The sequence below is a fragment of the Sphingopyxis sp. LC363 genome (assembly GCF_000756385.1).
Classification (GTDB): domain Bacteria; phylum Pseudomonadota; class Alphaproteobacteria; order Sphingomonadales; family Sphingomonadaceae; genus Sphingopyxis.
In genome coordinates this window covers 37989-56417 of the sequence record NZ_JNFC01000014.1, presented here as the reverse complement: position 1 = coordinate 56417, position 18429 = coordinate 37989, and the positions used below count along the sequence as shown (strand labels likewise).

The window sequence follows — 18429 nt, the reverse complement described above, 5'->3', positions numbered from 1 at the left end:
CCCTAGGTGCGAGGATACCAGCGGCCCAACTGGTGGGGGCGCCGCGGGCCGAAGAGGGGTTTGACCATGCGAGGGACCTGGATCAGCCGGCTGCGCGCCGGTGCCAAAGCGCTTCTGAGCGACCAGCGCGGCAACGCCTTCATGCTGACCGCGGCGGCGATCATACCGGTGATCGGCATCGTCGGGTCGGCGGTCGACATCGGCCGCGCCTATATGACGCAGCTGCGCCTGCAGCAGGCGTGCGACTCGGGCGTGCTCGCCGGACGGCGCGCGATGGGCGGCGCGACCTATTCGGACGCGGCGCAGGCCGAAGCGAACAAGATGTTCAACTTCAACTTTCCCGAGGCCAAATATGGCGCGTCGGGCATTCTCTTCTCCTCGCAAGCCATAAACGCGTCGGACGTCGCCGGACAGGCCTCGGCCGCTTTGCCCACCGAGCTGATGTTCCTGTTCGGCAAGGACCAGTTCCGCCTGTCGGCCAATTGCACGGCGAAGCTCGAAATCTCGAACGTCGATGTCATGCTCGTGCTCGACGTCACGGGATCGATGGCGCAAACCAATTCGGGCGATACGGTAAACCGCATCACGGCGCTCCAAGATGCGACGATGGACTTTTTCGACACGCTGACGACGGCCGATATCGGTGACGGGCGGCTGCGCTTCGGCGTGGTGCCCTATAGCTCGACGGCGAATGTCGGCGCGATTCTTCGCGAAGAGAATCCCGACTGGCTGTCGGATTTTACCATCCTGCCTTCACGCTCGCCGGTCATCCGCTATGACTGGAGCGGCACCAATCCGCCCACGTCGGTCACCACGGGCACGACCACCAACGGCGCATGGGAGAATTTTCTGCCGATCAGCGGCTTTACGAACAGCACCGCCTGTTCGGCCGTCGTTGCGCCGGCCGACACGATGCCGGCGCTGACAGATGCCCAGAATATGAATCGGACGGCGCGGGTCGTCGACCGCAACGGCACGCGCCGCTATGTCACCGTCGCCGGCACACAGCACCGCTATTTCAACTATCGCTACAACTATAATTCGTCGGACGACACCTGCTGGCTGCAACGCCGCACGGTGACATTCGACCACACGGCCTCGCCGGCTCCCAGCTCGACGTCCTTTTTCAGCCAGTATCGCTATGAAGACCGCCTGTTCGACGTGAGCAGCGCCAAGAACGGCGGGACGATCAGCGTCGATACGGGCGATTCGGGCGCTTTGCAGAGCGTCAGTTGGAGCGGCTGCGTGATCGAACGCCGCACGTCGCCCTTCGGGGCGTCGTCGTCGGCGTCCGACTCCGCGCTCGACATGGACATTGACCTCGTTCCAAACGATGAAAACAGCCGCTGGCGGATTCTGCTTCCGGAAATCTCCTATCATCGCGCCACCAACCTGGGTACCGTGCCTTCGGGGACGGGCGTTCGGACCATCGCAAGCTCGAACGTATCCGGCGGCAACTGGCAAAACTATAGTTATCACGCGTCAAGCGGTTGGGGCGCCTGCCCGGTCGAAGCGATGAAGCTGACCGAGATGGACAAGGATGATCGCCCCGCCTTCAACACCTATATCCAGTCGCTGCAGCCTTTGGGCGGCACCTATCACGATGCCGGCATGATCTGGGGCGCCCGGCTGCTATCGCCAAGCGGCTTGTTCGCGGACGAAAATGCGACGGCGCCGAACAATCGGCCGATCAGCCGCCATATCGTCTTCATGACCGACGGTGCGATGGCCCCGAACTGGCAGAATCTGACGTTCCAAGGTTATGAATATCTGATGCAGCGCATCAGCGGTTCGGCCACGACCGATAACTCGCTGCTCACCGCACGCCACAACAACCGCTTCGTGCAATTGTGCCGCGCGGCGCGCCAGCGCGGCATCACGATCTGGGTTGTGTCCTTCGGCGTGGGCAGCAACAGCAATCTGAACAGCTGTGCTTCCTCGGGCGAGGCTTTCGAGGCCGACAACGCCGCCGAGCTCAACGAGCAGTTCCAGGCGATCGCGCGGCAGATTTCCAAGCTGAGGCTGTCGCAATGACCGGCGGGCGCACCCTGCTCCGCCGGCTGCGGCGAAGCGAGCGCGGCACCGCGTTCGTCGAATTCGCGCTGACCGCGCCGGTCTTCCTGCTGATCCTGCTCGGCATCTTCGATTATTGCTGGCAGATGTATGCGCAACAGGTGTTGCAGGGCGTGGTCGCCAAGGCGGGCCGCGACGCAACGCTCGAAGGCTTTGCCGCCGACCAGCAGGCACTCGACGACAAGGTCGAAGCGGAAGTGAAGAAGGTGTTCAAGAACGCCACGGTCAATTTCAACCGCCGCGTTTTCGACGATTACAGCGATATCAGGCCGCTACGCTGGGTCGACACCAACGGCAACGGCGTCCAGGACCCCTCGCCCGACGATTGCTGGGAGGATGGCGGCCGGCAGGGCAATGGCGGCGCCGACGACGTCGTCCAATATACGGTGTCGATGCGTTTCGACCGCGTGCTGCCGGTGTGGCAGATGCTGGGACAGCCGCAATCCAAAACGCTCACCTCGACGACGCTGCTGCGCAACCAGCCCTTCGCCGCCGATGGCGAGGTGCTGGCGGAGACGTGCGGATGACCCGGCTTTCGCGCCTTTGCCGCCGGGCGCGGGTCGCCGCGCGCCATCTCGCGCGCAGCACCCGCGGTGCCGTGATGCTCGAAATGGCCTTTGCCATTCCCTTCCTCGTGCTCGTCGGCTTCGGCGGGCTCGAGATCGCCAATCTGACGCTCGCGCACACGCGCGTCAGCCAGCTCGGGCTCAACACCGCCGACAATGCCGCGCGGATCGCGGCGGGGAGCAATCTGACGCAGCCACAGGTTCGCGAGGTCGACATCAACGAGGTGTTCGAAGGCGCCGAACGGCAGGTTGCGGGGCTGAATTTCGAGAATAACGGCCGCATCATCCTGTCGAGCCTGCAGCGCAACAACGATGGCGGGCAGACGATCAAATGGCAGCGCTGTTTCGGCAATATGGAGGTCGCATCGGCCTATGGCGTCGAAGGCACCGGCGCGACGGGGACCGATTTCCCGGGCATGGGACCGGTGGGCCGCGAGGTGACCGCGGCGGCGGGCACCGCGATCATGTTCGTCGAGGTCACCTATCAATATCAGCCGCTGCTGTTCGGTGCCTGGCTGGGGCCGCAGACCATCCGGTCGACCGCGGCCTATAATATCCGCGAGGCGCGCGACCTGTCGGGGGTCAAGGCACCCGGCACTCCGGCCACCTGCACCTGAGGGCGCGGGCGCAGACGACATCGATCGGGCATTTATTCCCTGCATTGGGCCTGCTATCGCCCGGGCATCGATGACGGCCACCCATCCTCCCGACAGCCAGCTTCGCGGTTTCGTCGCGCTGCTCCCCGCCGCGGCGCGGCCCTATGCGCTGCTCGCGCGCTTCGACCGGCCGATCGGCTGGTGGCTGCTTTACTGGCCGTGCGCCTGGGCCATCGCGCTCGGCGGTGGGGCGGTGAGCCACTGGCCGCTTTTCCTCTGGTTGCTGCTCGGCGCGATCGCGATGCGCGGGGCAGGATGCGTCTATAACGACGTCGTCGACCGCGATCTCGACGCGAAGGTCGCGCGCACGGCGTCGCGGCCGGTGGCGAGCGGGGCGGTGCCGGTGCGAAACGCCTTGCTCTGGACACTGCTGTTGTCGCTGGTCGGCCTGCTCGTGCTGCTCCAGCTGCCGCGGCCGGCGCAGATCGTCGCGCTCGCGAGCCTGATCCTCGTCGCGGGCTATCCCTTCATGAAGCGCATCACCTGGTGGCCGCAGGCGTGGCTGGGGCTGGTGTTCAGCTGGGGCGCGCTCGTCGCCTGGGTCGCGGTCGGCGGCCAGCAGGGCCTCGCGTTGCCCTTGCTCTATGCCGGCTCTATCGCGTGGGTAATCGGGTATGACACCATCTATGCGCTGCAGGATATCGAGGACGATATGCTGGTCGGCGTGAAGTCGAGCGCGCGCGCGATGGGGAGCCATGTGAAGGGCGGGGTCGCGATGTGCTATGCGGCGGCGCTCGCGTGCTGGGGCGGCGCGCTGTGGGCGGTGCGCCCCGATCCGCTGGCGCTCGCCGCGCTGTTGCCCGCGGCGGTGCATCTGACCGGACAGGTGGTGACGCTCGACCCTGCGAACGGCGAGGATGCGCTGGCGAAATTCCGGAGCAATCGCTTTGCGGGGCTGCTGGTGTTCGCCGCGATGCTGGTGGTGGGGATGGCGCCGTGATCTTTCCTCCCTGTCGCGTAGCGATGGGGAGGTGGCAGCGGCCCTTCGGCTGCCTTGCAGGCGCTCAGGATAAACTGCGCCTTTGGCGCAGCCGCTGACGGAGGAGCAGATAGCGAGCCGTCGCGGCCCCTCCACCACCGCTTCGCGGCGGTCCCGCTGGCGCTACGCGCCGTCTGCGACTCCCCCACGGCTCCGCCGCAGGGAGGATCATTCCGCCGCGAGCAGCTCCTCGGCGCCGCCGAGGTCGACCGAGACGAGGCGGCTGACGCCGCGTTCGACCATCGTCACCCCGAACAGGCGGTGCATGCGCGCCATCGTCACCGCATTGTGGGTGACGATCAGGTAGCGCGTGTCGGTTTCGCGCGCCATGCGGTCGAGCAGATCGCAGAAGCGTTCGATATTGGCGTCGTCGAGCGGCGCATCGACCTCGTCGAGGACGCAGATCGGCGCGGGGTTGGTGAGGAAGAGGCCGAAGATCAGCGCGACGGCGGTGAGCGCCTGTTCGCCGCCCGACAGCAAGGTCAGCGTGCCGAGCCGCTTGCCCGGCGGCTGCGCCATGATTTCGAGCCCGGCTTCCAAGGGATCGTCCGAATCGACGAGTTCGAGATGCGCCTGTCCGCCGTTGAACAGCGTCGTGAAAAGGCGCTGGAAATGCGCGTTCACCGCCTCGAACGCCGCGAGCAGGCGTGCCCGCCCTTCGCGGTTGAGGCTGCCGATCGAGCCGCGCAGCCGGTTCACCGCCTGCGTCAACTCCTCGATCTCCGCTGCGTTTCTTTCCCGTTCGGTGTCGAGTTCGACGAGTTCGTCGGCGGCGACGAGGTTGACCGGCCCCAATCGCTCGCGATCCGCAACGAGCCGGTCGTGCTGCGCCGATTCGGCATTGGCGTCGCCCACGCTCGCACTTTCGAACCCCGCCTTTTGCGGGAGGAGCGGCGGCGGGCATTCGAAACGCTCGCCCGAGAGGCGGCCCATCTCGATCCGGCGGAGTTCGGCATTTTCGGAGCGCGCGACGGCTCCCGCGCGCGTTTCGCGCGCGGCGGCGACGCGCTCGCGGATTGCGTTCAGCGCGGTTTCGGCTTCGCGGAGCGCGGCCTCGGCGGCGCGCTCCTGCGCTTCGGCGGCGGCGACCTTGTCGCGCAGCGCGTCCTGCTGCGCCTCGGCGGCGGCGCGCTGCTGCGCGAGCTTCGCGGGCGCGTCGGCAAGCTTGGCGGCTTCGGCGGCGAGCGCCTCGGCGCGCTTGTCCATTTCGGTGACGCGGCGCGCGGCCTCGCCCGCGCGGGCTTTCCAGCTCTTGATCTCGGCGCTGACGACCGCCTGCCGCTCGCTGAGGCTCGCGAGCGTGCGTTCGTGCGCCGCGAGCGCATCCCGCGCCGTGCCCGCGTCGGCGCGCGCGCGCTCGGTCGCCGCCTCCTCGGCATCGAGCGCGGCGCGCGCCAGCCGCTCGTCGGGGAGCGCGGCAAGCGCGGCCTCGTGCGTCGCGAGCGTGTCGGCGGCTTCCTGTCCCGCTTCGGCGATCTCGGCGAGGCGGCGATCGAACAGCGCGGCGGCGTCGCGGTGCCGGTCGAGCGCGGCCTGCGCCTGATCGGCGGCGCGCAGCGCGGTGCGGCGCGCCTCGTCGGCCCCGGCCAGCGCCTTGCGCGCGGTCGCGGCGGCGTCGGCGAGGGTGGCGGCTTTTGCGGCGGCGGCGTCGCGGCGGTCGCGCAGTTCCTGCACGCCGAGCTCGACCTGCGGGCGCTGCGCCGCGAGCGCGTCGAGGCGGTTCTGGCGTTGCAACCGCTCGGTCGCGGTCGCGCCGTCGCCGCGCGTGACGAAGCCGTCCCAGCGGCGCATCACGCCGTCGAGGGTGACGAGCCGCTGGCCGACCGCGAGCGGCTGGCCCGCGTCGGTTTCGGCCGCCGCGACCTGCGCGAGACGGCGCGCGAGCGCGGCGGGGGCCTTTACATATTCGGCGAGCGGCGTGGTGCCGGCAGGCAGCGAAGGGTCGCCCTTCGCCGTATCGGCGCCGCCCCAGCTCCGCGCGGCGTCGCGGTCGGTGCCGGCGTCGAGATCGTCGCCGAGCGCGGCGGCGAGCGCGGCTTCATAACCCGGCGCGACGCGCAATTTGTCGAGGATGCGGTCGTCGTCGCTGCGCGCGGCGGCGAGCGCGCGTTCGAGCGTCGTCGCCTCGCCTTCGAGCGCGGCGAGCGCGGCGCGCGCTTCGGCGAGCCCGGCTTCGGCGCTCGCGAGGTCGGCGGCGGTCGCTTCGCGGTCGGCTTCGGCGTTCTGCAGCGCGGTTTCGGCGGCCGCGATCGCGGCTTCGGCAGCTTCGGCAGCCTGCACGCTGTGGGCATGCGTCGCCGTGAGCGCGGCGCTGTCGCCGAGCGCCGCGACCTCGGCATCGACGCGCGCCTTGTCCTGTGCGACCCGGCGCACGGCAGCTTCGGCGCTGTCCACCGCCGACACCGCAATGCGCCGGTCGGCGGCTTCGCTCGCGGCCTTGGCGCGCGCTTGCGCAAGCGCGACCTCGGCATCGCGGAGGCGCGCCTGCGCGGCGAGGCTGGCGTCGGCGAGCGCGGCCTTGCCCGCGTCGTGCCCGGTGATGTCCTGTGCGAGCTTTTTGGTTTCGGCGTCGAGCGCGGTGAGTGCGGCATGGGCTTCGCGCGCGAGTTCGCCCTCGTGCGCGCGGTCGTCGGCGATCCGCCGCTGCTGCGCCGCGAGATCCTCGAGCCGCTGGAGCGCGGCGCGCTCCTCGCCCTGCAATCGCACCTGCGTCGCGGTGGCGTCGGCGAGCGCGTCGCGCTGCGCCTGCGCATCGCTGCGCGCCGCCGCGACGCGCGTCGCGACCTCGGTCTGCGCTTTCGAGATGGTTTCGAGTTCGTCCTGCGCCGCCTTCACCGCCGCCTCGGCGGCGTCGGCGTCGCGGCGCGCCTGATCGGCGGCTTCGGCGGCGTCGCGCCAGCGCGCGTAGATCAACCGCCCCTCGGCGATGCGAATGTCGTCCGAGAGCTTCTTGTATTTCTCCGCCGCGCGCGCTTGCCGCCGCAGCGCGTTCGCGCGCACCTCCATGTCGGCGACGATTTCGGAGAGGCGCGTCAAATTGGTCTCGGTCGCGCGCAATTTCTGCTCGGCGTCCTTGCGGCGGACGTGGAGGCCCGCGATACCCGCCGCTTCCTCGAGCATCGCGCGGCGGTCGGTCGGCTTGGCGGCGATGACGTTGGCAATCTTGCCCTGGCTGACGAGCGCGGGGCTGTGCGCGCCGGTCGCGGCGTCGGCGAAGATCAGCGCGACGTCCTTGGCGCGCACGTCGCGGCCGTTGGCGCGATAGGCGCTGCCCGCGCCGCGCTCGATGCGGCGGATGACCTCGAGATCGTCGCCGTCGCCGCCATCCGACAGGCCCGCGACGAGCGCGCCCTCGGTATCGCAATGGAGCGCGACCTCGGCGAAATCGCGCGCCGGGCGCGACGAGGTGCCGGCGAAGATCACATCCTCCATCCCGCCGCCGCGCATCGATTTGGGCGAAGATTCGCCCATCACCCAGCGGATCGCCTCGAGCAGGTTCGACTTGCCGCAGCCATTGGGGCCGACGACGCCGGTCAGCCCGGGTTCGATGCGGAGTTCGGTGGGTTCGACGAAAGATTTGAAACCGGTGAGGCGCAGCCGTTTTATCTGCACGGGATGCCCCCGGGCAGCTCATCGAATCGGAGCTGGTGCAACCTTGGTGTCACATATCCCCCATGCAGCCGTCATGCCGCGTGGCGGGGGGAGTCGCAAGGGGCTCAAATTCTCCCTGCCGCCCTTCGGCTGGCCGGCAGGCCGGCCGCTCAGGATGAACTCCCTTCGGGGCAGCGATGGGGAGGTGGCAGCCCGGCGGGCTGACGGAGGGGCAAATAACGCGACGTTGGGGCCCCTCCACCATCCGCTTCGCGGACGGTCCCCCTCCCCATGGCTGCGCTACAGGGAGGATCTCGATCGTATCAGCGCGCGCCCATCGTGCGCAGGCGGTCGCGCAAGGGACCCCATGATGCGATGCCTTCGGCGACCTGGCCGTTGATGACGAAGGTCGGCGTGCCGGTGATCTGATATTTCTCGACCCCGGCGTTGGTGCCTTTTTCGATCGCCTCGACATTTTCGACCTTGCTGAGACACTGTTCGATCGTCGCGGCGGGGACGCCGCGCTGCTGGTAGAATTGATCGATCCCCCAGCCCTTGGCGAGCGCGGTGAAACGCTGCGCGGGCGGCAGCTTCATCGCTTCCTCGATCCCCGGCTGCGGCTTCGACGCGCCGGCGATGAAGGCTTCATGCTCGATGAAGGTCGCATCGGCGAGCGGGAAGAAGCGGTCGAGGCCGGTGCATTTGACGATCGCACCGGCGATCGCGTCGACCGGGTGGAGCATGAACGGCGTCAGCTTGTACGATACGCGGCCGGTGTCGACGAAGTCGCGCTTCAGTTCCTCGTGCGAATCCTGCGTGAATTTCGCGCAGTGCCCGCAGGTGAAGGCGCCGAATTCCTCGATCTTGATCGGGGCATCGGGGTTGCCCATCACGACGCCGTCGCCGTCGACGCGCACGACCTGCGACCAGCTCTTGCCGGCGGGCGGTGCGACCTTCGCAACCACCTCCTGCTCCTTGGCGGGATCGGTCTTGCTTTCGCCGCACGCGGCAAGGGCGAGCGCGCCCATCGAGGTCAGGAGGACGGTACGCAGCAGGGTCATGATCTTTCTTTCTCCACAAAGGGGGGAATGCGGGGCTTTTAAGAGGCCTTGAGCGCGAGGTCGAGTTTCGATTTGAGCGCGGGCCAAGCGGTGACTTCGGCGTTGCGGCCCTTGACGAAGAAGCTCGGCGTGCCCTCGACCCGGTCGGCATTTAGGCCGATGTTGGTCATGCCGGTGAGTTCGGCCTGCGCGACCTCGCTGTCGAGCGCGGCGTCGAGCTGGGTTTGCGAATAGCCCCGCGCGCGCATCAGCGCGAAGAGGCCGGTGCCGGCCGCGATCTTCCGCGCGCGCTCGGCCGTGGTGCCTTCGAGCCAGCTCTTTTTCTGCGCCTCGGTGGCTTTCTGGACCTTGGCGATCGTCGCCGGGAAAGCGGCGAAGATCGCCTGGTGATTGCCGGCGAAAGCTTTCGCGCCGCCAACGCGTGCCAGCAACGCCGCGGTCATGTCGACGGGGTCGCGGACGAGATTGCGATATTCGAACAGCACGAGCCCGCGGTCGATATAGCCCGTCTTGAGCGGCAGCGAGCCCGCCTTCGCGAAATCGGCGCAGATGTGGCAGGTGTAGCTGAAATATTCGACGAGCCGGACCTTCGCGGCGGGGTTTCCGGCGACGAAGGCGCCGATCGGGCTGGTCGTGACGCTCTGCGACCATGTAGCGGATTTGGCGGGCGCCGCCGCGATCAGGCCGAGCGCCGCACCCGAGAGCGCGAGCACCGCCGTGCGGCGGTCGAGAAGCGGGTCGTCAAAAACGGACATGATCGTGGCCCTAACTGATTTTCGGAAGCCTGGGCGGCGCCGCGAGGCCGGCGGCCATGCGTTCGAGCACGGTCCTGAGTTCCGGATCGCCGATGTCGCGGAGACTGTCCCCCAGTTCGGCGGGTACGGGTTTGAGCATTGCCGGCGGCTGAACGGGCGCGGCGGGGGTGACCTGGCCGTGCGTCATGCGGACGGCGGCGATCGCGGCATAGCCGAAGAAGCGGTTGACCGCGGCGATGATGTCGGGCGCGACATGCTGGAGCATCGGCGCGTGCGCGCCGCTGATCGTCAGGTGGAGCGTGCCGCCCGCTTTCTGCCCGGCGGGAAAGCGGATCATCGCGGGCTGGGTGACGTCGGCGAGTTTGTCGCCGACGATCTCGCGCCAGCGGCTGACCACCGACGACTGGACGAAGCCGAATTTGCGAAAGGCGGTGCGGCCGATTTCGGGGACGAGGTCGGAAATCGCGCGCGCCTCGCCGCCGCGCGGGCGCTCATAGGGACGTGCGGGGGCCTTCGCGGTTTTCACGCCGCCTTTCGCCGCGCCCTTCGCCCCCCCTTTCGCCTTCGCCTTTTTGGCGGGCGGGCCGTCTCCCGTCTCTTTCGTCATGCGGGAGGCCATGCCATAGGCGGGGGGTGAGCGTCCAGACTTCCGCTATCGCAGGTGACACTGAATCGACCCTCCCCTTCAGGGGAGGGCAGCGAGACTTGCGAACTTGTTCGCTAGTCGCAGCGGGTGGGGCCGCGCGGCCTTGCGCAAGGATCAGAGGCCCCACCCCAACCCAGTGCCGGGTGAAACGTCCCCCGGACGTTTCAGGTCGGTCCGGGGGACCGACCGGCCCGACACTCCTGAAGGGGAGGGGCTTAATATGACCGCCGCAATAGAGACGATGAACTTTTCGAGCCGCCTGCTCGGCTGGTACGACCGGTCGGCGCGCATCCTGCCGTGGCGGATCGCGCCGGGAAGCGCGGAGAGCCCCGATCCCTATCGCGTCTGGCTCGCCGAGGTGATGCTGCAGCAGACGACGGTCGCCGCGGTCGCGGGCTATTTCGCGCGCTTCACGGCGCGCTGGCCGACGGTCGCCGACCTCGCCGCCGCCGACGACGCCGACGTCATGGCGGCGTGGGCGGGGCTCGGTTATTATGCCCGCGCGCGCAACCTGCTCGCGTGCGCGCGCGCCGTCGTCGCCGATCATGGCGGGATTTTTCCCGATAGCGAGGCGGGGCTGCGCGCGCTGCCGGGGGTCGGCGACTATACCGCCACGGCGGTCGCGGCGATCGCCTTCGGGCGACCGGCGGTCGTCGTCGATGCCAATATCGAGCGCGTGATCGCGCGCCACCGGCTGATCACAACCCCGCTGCCAACGGCGAAGCGCGAGATTCGCGCCGCGCTCGCCCCGCTCGTCCCCGGCGAGCGGCCGGGCGATTTCGCGCAGGCGTTGATGGATCTCGGTGCCACGATCTGCACGCCGCGCTCGCCTTCCTGCGCGATCTGCCCGGTGATGGCCGATTGCCGCGCGCGCGGCCGGCCCGACATCGAGCGCCTGCCGGTCAAGCCGCCGAAGAAGGCGAAGCCGCATCGCCACGGGCTGGCCTGGTGGATCGAGCGCGACGGCGCGATCTGGCTCGTTCGGCGGCCCGACAAGGGAATGCTGGGCGGGATGCGCGCGCTGCCCGGCGGCGACTGGTCGGACGAACCCCCGCCCGAGTCGGGAATCGTCCGCGTCGATCATGGGTTCACCCATTTCGACCTGACGCTGGCGCTGGTGCGCCGCGACGCGCCGCCCAAAGCCTCTGCCGAAGCGCCGGATGCCGCAGCGGAAGGCATATGGTGGCCGATCGCGGAGCTTGACGCCGCCGGACTGCCGACGCTCTATCGCAAGCTGACCGACAAGATGCTGGAGAGGGATTTATGAACATGATGGTTTCGCGCCGCGCGTTGATGGGCGGAATGGCGCTGGCGGGCGCGGGCGCGCTGCTGCCGCGCGTCGCGCTCGCATGGCGCGCCGACGGCGCGGCGCTTTATCCCGCGACCAGCGCGTTCATCCAAGGCTTCGTCGACCGCCGCGAACTCGCCGGCACGCTCGCCGCGATCGGCAAGGGACAGGAGGCGCCGGTGTTCATCGGCGCGGGGGTGCAGTCGAACGGGTCGCCGACGCCGGTCGGTCCCGACACGTTGTGGCGGCTTTATTCGATGACCAAGCCGGTCACCGGGATCGCGGCGATGCTGCTGATCGAGGACGGCAAGATGACGCTCGACCAGCCGATCGCCGATTTCCTGCCCGCCTTCGCCAATATGAAGGTCCAGAACACCCCCGACGGTTCGATCACCGACGTGCGCCCGGCGAGGGGCCCGATCACGGTGCGCCAATTGCTCACCCATACCGCGGGGCTCGGCTACAACATCATCCAGAAGGGGCCGATCAAGGCGGCCTATGATCGTGCGGGCATCGTCGGCGGCCAGGCGAGCCGCCTGCCGATCCCCGGTTTCGCCGAGGTGACGCCGGCGCCGAGCCTCGCCGTCATGGCCGACCGGCTCGCCGAGCTGCCGCTGGTCTATGAACCGGGGACGAAATGGAGCTATTCGATCGGCCTCGACCTGATGGGGCGGCTGATCGAGGTCGTGTCGGGGCAGGCGTTCGACGCCTTTCTGAAGGCGCGGCTGTTCGGCCCGCTCGGCATGACGAGCACGGGGTTCATGGTGAAGGCGGAGGACGTCGCGCGCTTCACGAGCAATTATGCGCCGTTCGGCGGTGCGCTCATCCCCTTCGACCCCGCCGCGAGTTCGATCTATCTCGATCCCCCGCCCTATCCGTTCGGCGGCGGCGGGCTGGTGTCGAGCGCGCGCGATTACGACCGCTTCCTTGCGATGCTGCTGGGGGAAGGCGCCACGGGCGGGGTGCGCGTGATGAAACCCGAAACCGCAAGGCTTGCGATGTCGAACCTGATCGCCGACAGCGTCGACCGCAAGGGCAGCTTCATCGACGGGCAGGGTTTCGGCGCGGGCGGGCGCGTGTCGCTGCCGACCTCGCCCGGCGGCGAAGGCATTTTCGGCTGGGCGGGCGCCGCGGGGACGATCGGTTTCGTCCACCGCGGGCTCGGCTATCGCGCCGCCGGCTATACGCAGATCATGCCGCCCGAAGCGGTGCCGTTCCAGAGCAAGTTCGGCGAGACTTTCTTCAGGGATGTGACGAGCTGATGCCCTTGCCGCTCGGTTTTACCGGCGCTCGGCTCGACCGCGCCGACCAGTTGCGCACGAACGAGGCCGCGTTCGCCGCCGCCGCGGCGGATCCGCGCGCGACCTGCCTGACGCTCGACGGGATCGATTTTGTTCCGGGGGCGAGCGGCGGGTTGCTGTGGGAGCCGCTCGACCCCGCCGACGAGCGCGCGCTGATGCTGCTCGGGATCGACGATACCGGCGCGCCGCGCTTCGTGCGCGAAGCGGCGGGGGGTCGTATCGACGCGCGTTCGCGCACGGTGATGCGGTTGCTGCCGTTGCTGTCGACCGAGGAGGCCGCGCTCTATGGCGGCGCGCGCAGCCTCGTCGACTGGCACGCACGGCACCGTTTCTGCGCGGTGTGCGGATCGCCCACCGACCTGTTCCGCGGCGGCTGGGGGCGGCGCTGCGGCAGTTGCAACGCCGAGCATTTCCCGCGCGTCGACCCGGTCGTGATCATGCTCGCCGAGTTCGAGGGCCGCGTTCTCGTCGGGCGGCAGGGCGGCTTTCCGCCGGGCTTTTTCTCGGCGCTTGCGGGCTTTGTCGAGCCCGGCGAATCGCTCGAAGAAGCGGTCGCGCGCGAATTGTTCGAGGAGGCGGGCATCCATGTTTCGGACGTCTCCTATGTGGCGAGCCAGCCCTGGCCCTTCCCCTCGTCGCTGATGATCGGATGCCGCGCGGTGGCGAAGGATCCGGCGCTGACGCTCGACACGACCGAGATCGAGGCGGCGATGTGGGTCGACCGCGCCGAGGTGCGCGCGGCGCTTGGCGGAGACATGGGCGCGCCCTTCATGGCGCCGCCGTCGCTGGCGATCGCGCGCTATCTGCTCGAGGACTGGGCGGCATAATGAAAAGGGCCCACCGGTCCGGCCGGTGAGCCCCTGGTCTTTGGGAATGTGCGGGCCGGTGCGACTGTGCGCTTCGAAAGCGTCCAGCCCGGGCTGTCCTATGGCGCGAGGATCGCGACGGCGAGGTACAGCAGCAGAGGCAGGCCGAAGCCCAAGAGCGTCAGTGCGACAAAGGCGATGCGCGTCCACAAGACATCGATGCCGAACTGGTCCGCCATCCCGGCGCAGACGCCGAAGATCATCCCGTTACGGCGATTCTTGCGAAAACCCTGGTTCATTTCTTTCCTTTCGATCCCGGCCTTTTGGCCGGCGTTTTGGGAGTGGGGCGGCTGGTCAGGCGACCAGCCCGCCGAAATGCGCAGCGTTCGGGCCGACAGCGGCGAGGAACATCAGCGAGCAGTAGAGCGAGGCAACACCAGCGATCGCGTAGCTCTTGAACGATTCGACGTTGAAATGGGCCATGATATTTTCCTTCCTTGAACCTTCCATCCGGACCATCCGGTGGATGCCGGAGGTGGTGCAGGGACCGTGCCAATTTCATTCATTGGCGGTTAAGCGCGGTTTTTTGGTTCCAGAAATTTTATTTCAGCGCGAAATATGCGCCAAGATGGTGAAAATTCCCGTTCGTCGGAAAAATTTCTATGCCGGATCAGGGCGCGATGGGCTGGCTTCGCCCGATGCGCTGCGGTAGGCGCGATTCAGAATGACGCTGACCCGCCTATCGCTGACCGATTTTCGCAATCATGCCGCCGCGGACATGGCGGCCGGGCCGGGACTCGTCGCGCTCTACGGCGACAATGGCGCGGGCAAGACCAATATATTGGAGGCGGTCTCGCTGCTCGCGCCGGGGCGCGGGCTGCGCCGCGCGCCGTTGGCGGACATGGTGCGCGACGGAGCGAGCGGCGGCTTTGCCGTCTTTGCCGAGGTTCAGGCGGGCGCCGACCTGCCCCCCGTCGCGCTGGGGACGGGAATGGAGCCCGCGCAGCCGGGGCGGCGGATCGTGCGCATCAACGGCGCCCCCGCCGCGGCGACGGCGCTCGGCGAATGGCTGGCGGTGCTGTGGCTGACCCCCGCGATGGACCGGCTGTTCGTCGAGAGCGCGGGGAATCGGCGCCGCTTCCTCGACCGGCTCGTGCTCGCGCTCGACCCGCGCCACGCGCAGCACGGCAATCGTTATGAAGCGGCGCTACGCGCGCGCGGCAAGCTGCTCGCCGACCCCGCCGGTGCCGACCAGCAATGGCTCGCCAGCCTCGAGGCACAGCTCGCCGAGCATGGCGCCGCGATCGACGCCGCGCGGCAGGCGATGCTCGCGGGGCTGTCGGCCGAACTCGCGGGCCAGCCCGACGCGCCCTTCGCCCGCCCGTTGCTGACGCTCGTCGACAGCGACGGCAAGGCGCGCGCCGCGCCGTATGCGGCCGATACGTTGAAGGCGTTGTTCGCGTCGCGCCGGCGGATCGACGCCGCCGCGGGCCGCGCGACCGCCGGGCCGCATCGCGACGACCTCGACGCCGTCCATGCCGCGACGGGCCGCGCGGCGGCGCGCTGCTCGACCGGCGAGCAAAAGGCGATGCTGCTCTCGCTGATCCTCGCGCACAGCGACTGCGTCGCGCGCGCCAGAGAGAGGCGTCCGCTCCTGTTGCTCGACGAGGTCGCCGCGCATCTCGACCCGCTGCGCCGCGCCGCGCTCTATGATCGACTCGCCGGGCAAGGCGGCCAGGCGTGGCTTACCGGGACCGAGGCGGCGCTGTTCGACGCCATGCCCGGCCCCGCTACGCGCTTTCGCGTCGCGGGCGGGCGGATCGCCGCGGGCTAGAGAATTTCGCGCACCACATCCTGCGGACGGCACAGGCGCACGCCCTTGTCGGTTTCGACGATCGGGCGCTCGACATAGGCGGGGTTGGTCGCCATAGCGGCGATGATCTCGTCCTCGCTCGCGTCCTTCAGGCCGCGCTCTTCGGCGTCGGTGCCGCGCAGGCGCAGCGCGTCGCGCGCGGTGAGGCCAGCGTCGGCGAAGAGCTGGCGCAGCTTGCCGGCGCTATAGGGATTTTTGAGATATTCGACGACGGTGAGCTCGACGCCCGGCGTCTCTTCGAGAATCGCCAGCGTCTTGCGCGAGGTGCCGCATGCGGGGTTGTGCCAGATGGTCGCTTTCATGGAATGGCGTCCTAACGCAGCCTTACCGCGGCGTAAACGCGCTATTCATGGCATATATGGCACATCTTCCCGCATGAAGGGGAACCACCAGCTTGCCTTTCGCGGCCGACACACGACTTATGCGAAGTCGAGGGATCGCCAAAGGCGGCCAATGCGGGGTTGGGTTGCAAGTGAATGAATTGATCGATCGCAGAAGGCTGCTCGCCGGGATCGCGGGAGCGGGGGCGCTGGCCGCCGTTCCGACGCGCGCGCAGCTTCCGAACTGGGTCCAGCAACCGGTGGCGCCATTGCCCCCGCCGGTCGACTATCTCGCCGTCGCGAAGAAGCAGCTTGCGATGCAGGCGCGCAATATCCCGCAGACCGACCGCGTCGGCGTCGTCGATTTCGGCCTGCCCTCGTCGCGCCCGCGTTTCGCTTTGGTCGACATGGTCGCGGGCAAGATCGACATGTTCCCGGTGACGCACGGGCGCGGATCGGATCCGCAGCACGACGGCTGGCTCAAGAGCTTTTCGAGCCGCGTCGGCAGCCTTGCGACTTCGCGCGGCGCCTATCGCACCAGCGACTATTATTGGGGCGCGAACGGATCGTCGATGCGCCTCGCGGGGCTGGAGCCCGACAATTATACCGCCGACCAGCGCGCGATCGTCGTGCACGGCGCCTGGTACGCCGACCCGGCACTGATCGCGACGCAGGGCAAGCTCGGGCGCAGCGAGGGCTGCTTCGTGTTCGGCGAGGAACTGCTGCCGATGATCCTCTACAAGCTGGGGCCCGGCCGACTGCTCTTCGCCGACCGGCTGAGCGCGCATCCGCCGACGCCGACGCCGTTCCAGCTGCCGCCCGCCGACCCGCTGCCGGGAACCGAAAATCTGCGGCGCGCGAGTACGTTCAGCGGGACGCTGCCGACGACCGCGGATTAAGCGGCGAAAGGGTGGGGAACTGCCCTAAGCTCCTCCCTGTGGCGAAGCCATGGGGAGGTGGCAGCGCGAAGCACTGACGAAGGGGCTATTGCGCTACCGTCGCGGCCCCTCCACCACGCCCTGCGGGCGCGGTCCCGCTCCCCGCGGCTTCGCCGCAGGGAGGATATAACGGCCGCTTCCGGTCGCTAGCTGACCCCGCTCAATAAATCCCACTCGTCGAGGGCGTCGTCACGCGCGCGGCGGTGGGGATCGTCGGGACGACCGGCGGCGGCTCGGGCGCGATGATCGTCGCGGTCGGGCGGCCGGGCTTGGCGAAGCTCGCCACCACCGGCGCGTCGCGGCCATAGATGTCGGCGAGCTTTTTCACGCCGCCCTTGCCGTCGGGAACCATCGTCCAATAGGCGACATAGACGGGGAAGGGCTGGTCGAAGCCGAAGCGCGTCGTCTTGCCGCTCGCGATCGCCTCGCCGAATTCCTCGGGGCTTCTCCCCGCGAACATCACCGCCATCAGGCCCGAGAAGTGCAGCGCGCGCTCGGTGCGGATGCAGCCGTGGCTGAACGCGCGCGCCGCGGCGTTGAACGCGCCCTTCGAGGGGGTGTCGTGAAGGTAGATCGCATGCTCGTTGAGCATTTCCATCTTCATCACGCCGAGCGCATTGTTCGCCCCCGGCTGCTGCACCACCGACAGCGTCTTGCCGCTGCCCGTCCAGGTATAGCCCTGCGCGCGCGCCGAGGCGGGGTTGCGCGCGATCGTCGCGCCGATGCCCTCGTTGATGATGCTGCGCGGCAGCGTCCAAGTGGGGTTGACGATGATGCCGGTCGCCATCGGGTTCAATTGCGGCGTCGGGGTCGAATTCTTGCCGACGACGGCCTTGTGCGTGGCGATGGTCGTGCCGCCGTGGACGACGCGCGTGACATATTCGGGGACGTTGCTGACGACATAGCGTTCGCCGAGGCTGCGCGGCATCCAGCGCCAGCGTTCCATATTGACGCGGATCGCATTGGCCTCGGCGGGCGTTTTCGCCGTCTTGAGCGACGCCTTGAGTAGCGCGAAATCGGGATGGACGGGGTCGAGGCTGGCGAGCGTTTCGGGCACCGTTCCGGCGCCGAGCGCGGCCGTGAGCAGCGACAGCAGGGGTTCGCTGTCGCCGTCGCTGTCGGTCATGAACCATTGCTTGCGCGCGGCATTCGGCGTCCGGCCGTCGCGCAGGTGCGTCGCGAGCAACAGGAAGCGGTCGGTCGCGGCCTTGTCGAGCGCCGCCTGATCGTCGGCGAGGATCGCGGCGGCGAGGCCGTCGGGATAATAATCCTTGGCGAACAGGCCCTCGTCGCCGACCTTTTCGATGAAGCTCAGCAGCGCGGTCGCATTGTCCTCGGTCCAGCTCGGCATGTCGATTTGCACGGCGACGACGGGCGCGTCATCCTTCACCTTGTCGGGCTGGAGGATCACCGAATCCTCCTTCACCTCGGTTTGCGCGAAGGCAGGGACCGCGAACAGGGTCAGCGGGAGGAGGAGGAGCGCAGCGGGACGCGCGGAAAAGGGAGCGTTTTTGGCCATGGTCAAAGCCCATAGCCAAAAACAAGAGCTAGCGGAAGTGACGCGGAGCACGCTCCG

The 18429-nt window shown here is 68.5% G+C and carries 18 protein-coding genes; 10 read left to right on the top strand and 8 right to left on the bottom strand.

What is annotated here, in order from left to right; all coding sequences use genetic code 11:
- Positions 1 to 66: 66 nt before the first annotated feature.
- The 4 genes from FG95_RS07220 to ubiA all read left to right on the top strand — a co-directional run bounded on the left by FG95_RS07220 (position 67) and on the right by ubiA (position 4235).
- Complete coding sequence (locus tag FG95_RS07220; RefSeq protein ID WP_037554950.1) at positions 67 to 2034, top strand: TadE/TadG family type IV pilus assembly protein; 1968 nt, start codon at positions 67 to 69, stop codon at positions 2032 to 2034.
- On the top strand, positions 2031 to 2600 hold the full coding sequence (locus tag FG95_RS07215; RefSeq protein ID WP_037554949.1) for a TadE/TadG family type IV pilus assembly protein: 570 nt from the start codon (positions 2031 to 2033) through the stop codon (positions 2598 to 2600). The genes FG95_RS07220 and FG95_RS07215 overlap by 4 nt, the downstream gene beginning before the upstream one ends.
- Positions 2597 to 3256 (top strand): TadE/TadG family type IV pilus assembly protein, encoded by a 660-nt coding sequence (locus FG95_RS07210; protein WP_037554948.1) that lies wholly within the window; start codon positions 2597 to 2599, stop codon positions 3254 to 3256. Before FG95_RS07215 ends, FG95_RS07210 begins: the two co-directional genes overlap by 4 nt.
- A 70-nt stretch (positions 3257 to 3326) precedes the next feature.
- Entirely contained in the window at positions 3327 to 4235 is a 909-nt protein-coding gene (gene ubiA, locus FG95_RS07205; protein ID WP_037554947.1) for a 4-hydroxybenzoate octaprenyltransferase, read from the top strand.
- Between the two features lie 207 nt (positions 4236 to 4442).
- On the opposite strand, the gene smc is transcribed toward ubiA, so the two are convergent.
- The 4 genes from smc to FG95_RS07185 all read right to left on the bottom strand — a co-directional run bounded on the left by smc (position 4443) and on the right by FG95_RS07185 (position 10288).
- Positions 4443 to 7886 carry a chromosome segregation protein SMC gene (smc, locus tag FG95_RS07200; protein ID WP_037554946.1) on the bottom strand — a complete coding sequence of 1148 codons (3444 nt, stop codon included), beginning with the start codon at positions 7884 to 7886 and terminating at the stop codon, positions 4443 to 4445.
- 302 nt (positions 7887 to 8188) lie between these two features.
- Positions 8189 to 8926, bottom strand: a complete 738-nt coding sequence (locus FG95_RS07195; RefSeq protein ID WP_037554945.1) for a DsbA family protein — start codon at positions 8924 to 8926, stop codon at positions 8189 to 8191.
- Positions 8927 to 8964: 38 nt separating this feature from the next.
- Positions 8965 to 9681 (bottom strand): thioredoxin domain-containing protein, encoded by a 717-nt coding sequence (locus tag FG95_RS07190; protein WP_037554944.1) that lies wholly within the window; start codon positions 9679 to 9681, stop codon positions 8965 to 8967.
- Between the two features lie 10 nt (positions 9682 to 9691).
- Entirely contained in the window at positions 9692 to 10288 is a 597-nt protein-coding gene (locus tag FG95_RS07185; RefSeq protein ID WP_235211487.1) for a DUF721 domain-containing protein, read from the bottom strand.
- A gap of 259 nt (positions 10289 to 10547) precedes the next feature.
- Here FG95_RS07185 and FG95_RS07180 point away from each other — a divergent pair, with 259 nt between their 5' ends.
- Genes FG95_RS07180 through nudC form a run of 3 tightly spaced genes read left to right on the top strand, consistent with a single transcriptional unit; the run spans position 10548 to position 13743 of the window.
- Positions 10548 to 11594: an A/G-specific adenine glycosylase gene (locus FG95_RS07180; RefSeq protein WP_037554943.1), complete on the top strand. Its 1047-nt coding sequence runs from the start codon at positions 10548 to 10550 to the stop codon at positions 11592 to 11594.
- Positions 11591 to 12877 (top strand): serine hydrolase domain-containing protein, encoded by a 1287-nt coding sequence (locus FG95_RS07175; protein WP_037554942.1) that lies wholly within the window; start codon positions 11591 to 11593, stop codon positions 12875 to 12877. Before FG95_RS07180 ends, FG95_RS07175 begins: the two co-directional genes overlap by 4 nt.
- Positions 12877 to 13743 (top strand): NAD(+) diphosphatase, encoded by an 867-nt coding sequence (nudC, locus tag FG95_RS07170; RefSeq protein ID WP_037554941.1) that lies wholly within the window; start codon positions 12877 to 12879, stop codon positions 13741 to 13743. Before FG95_RS07175 ends, nudC begins: the two co-directional genes overlap by 1 nt.
- Before the next feature lie 98 nt (positions 13744 to 13841).
- Here the strand turns inward: nudC and FG95_RS07165 are convergent, their stop codons facing one another.
- Positions 13842 to 14021, bottom strand: coding sequence for a PspC domain-containing protein (locus FG95_RS07165; RefSeq protein WP_037554940.1), 180 nt, complete (start codon positions 14019 to 14021; stop codon positions 13842 to 13844).
- A 55-nt stretch (positions 14022 to 14076) separates the two neighbouring features.
- The gene (locus FG95_RS21220; RefSeq protein WP_268746858.1) at positions 14077 to 14205 is read right to left on the bottom strand and encodes a hypothetical protein; all 129 of its coding nucleotides are present in this window, start codon (positions 14203 to 14205) and stop codon (positions 14077 to 14079) included.
- On the opposite strand from FG95_RS21220, the gene FG95_RS20480 reads away from it, so the two are divergent.
- Together FG95_RS20480 and recF are read left to right on the top strand one after the other, a co-directional pair.
- A complete protein-coding gene (locus FG95_RS20480; protein WP_152567597.1) occupies positions 14204 to 14434 on the top strand; it encodes a hypothetical protein in 231 nt (76 codons plus the stop codon). The two genes, FG95_RS21220 and FG95_RS20480, sit on opposite strands and share 2 nt — an antisense overlap.
- A 12-nt stretch (positions 14435 to 14446) precedes the next feature.
- Positions 14447 to 15556: a DNA replication/repair protein RecF gene (recF, locus tag FG95_RS07160; RefSeq protein WP_037554939.1), complete on the top strand. Its 1110-nt coding sequence runs from the start codon at positions 14447 to 14449 to the stop codon at positions 15554 to 15556.
- On the opposite strand, the gene arsC is transcribed toward recF, so the two are convergent.
- Complete coding sequence (gene arsC / locus FG95_RS07155; RefSeq protein ID WP_037554938.1) at positions 15553 to 15897, bottom strand: arsenate reductase (glutaredoxin); 345 nt, start codon at positions 15895 to 15897, stop codon at positions 15553 to 15555. The genes recF and arsC overlap by 4 nt on opposite strands.
- A gap of 170 nt (positions 15898 to 16067) precedes the next feature.
- On the opposite strand from arsC, the gene FG95_RS07150 reads away from it, so the two are divergent.
- The gene (locus FG95_RS07150; protein WP_052182175.1) at positions 16068 to 16814 is read left to right on the top strand and encodes a murein L,D-transpeptidase catalytic domain-containing protein; all 747 of its coding nucleotides are present in this window, start codon (positions 16068 to 16070) and stop codon (positions 16812 to 16814) included.
- 199 nt (positions 16815 to 17013) lie between these two features.
- Here FG95_RS07150 and FG95_RS07145 read toward each other — a convergent pair whose 3' ends face one another.
- On the bottom strand, positions 17014 to 18372 hold the full coding sequence (locus FG95_RS07145; RefSeq protein ID WP_200880166.1) for a L,D-transpeptidase family protein: 1359 nt from the start codon (positions 18370 to 18372) through the stop codon (positions 17014 to 17016).
- Positions 18373 to 18429 lie beyond the last annotated feature (57 nt).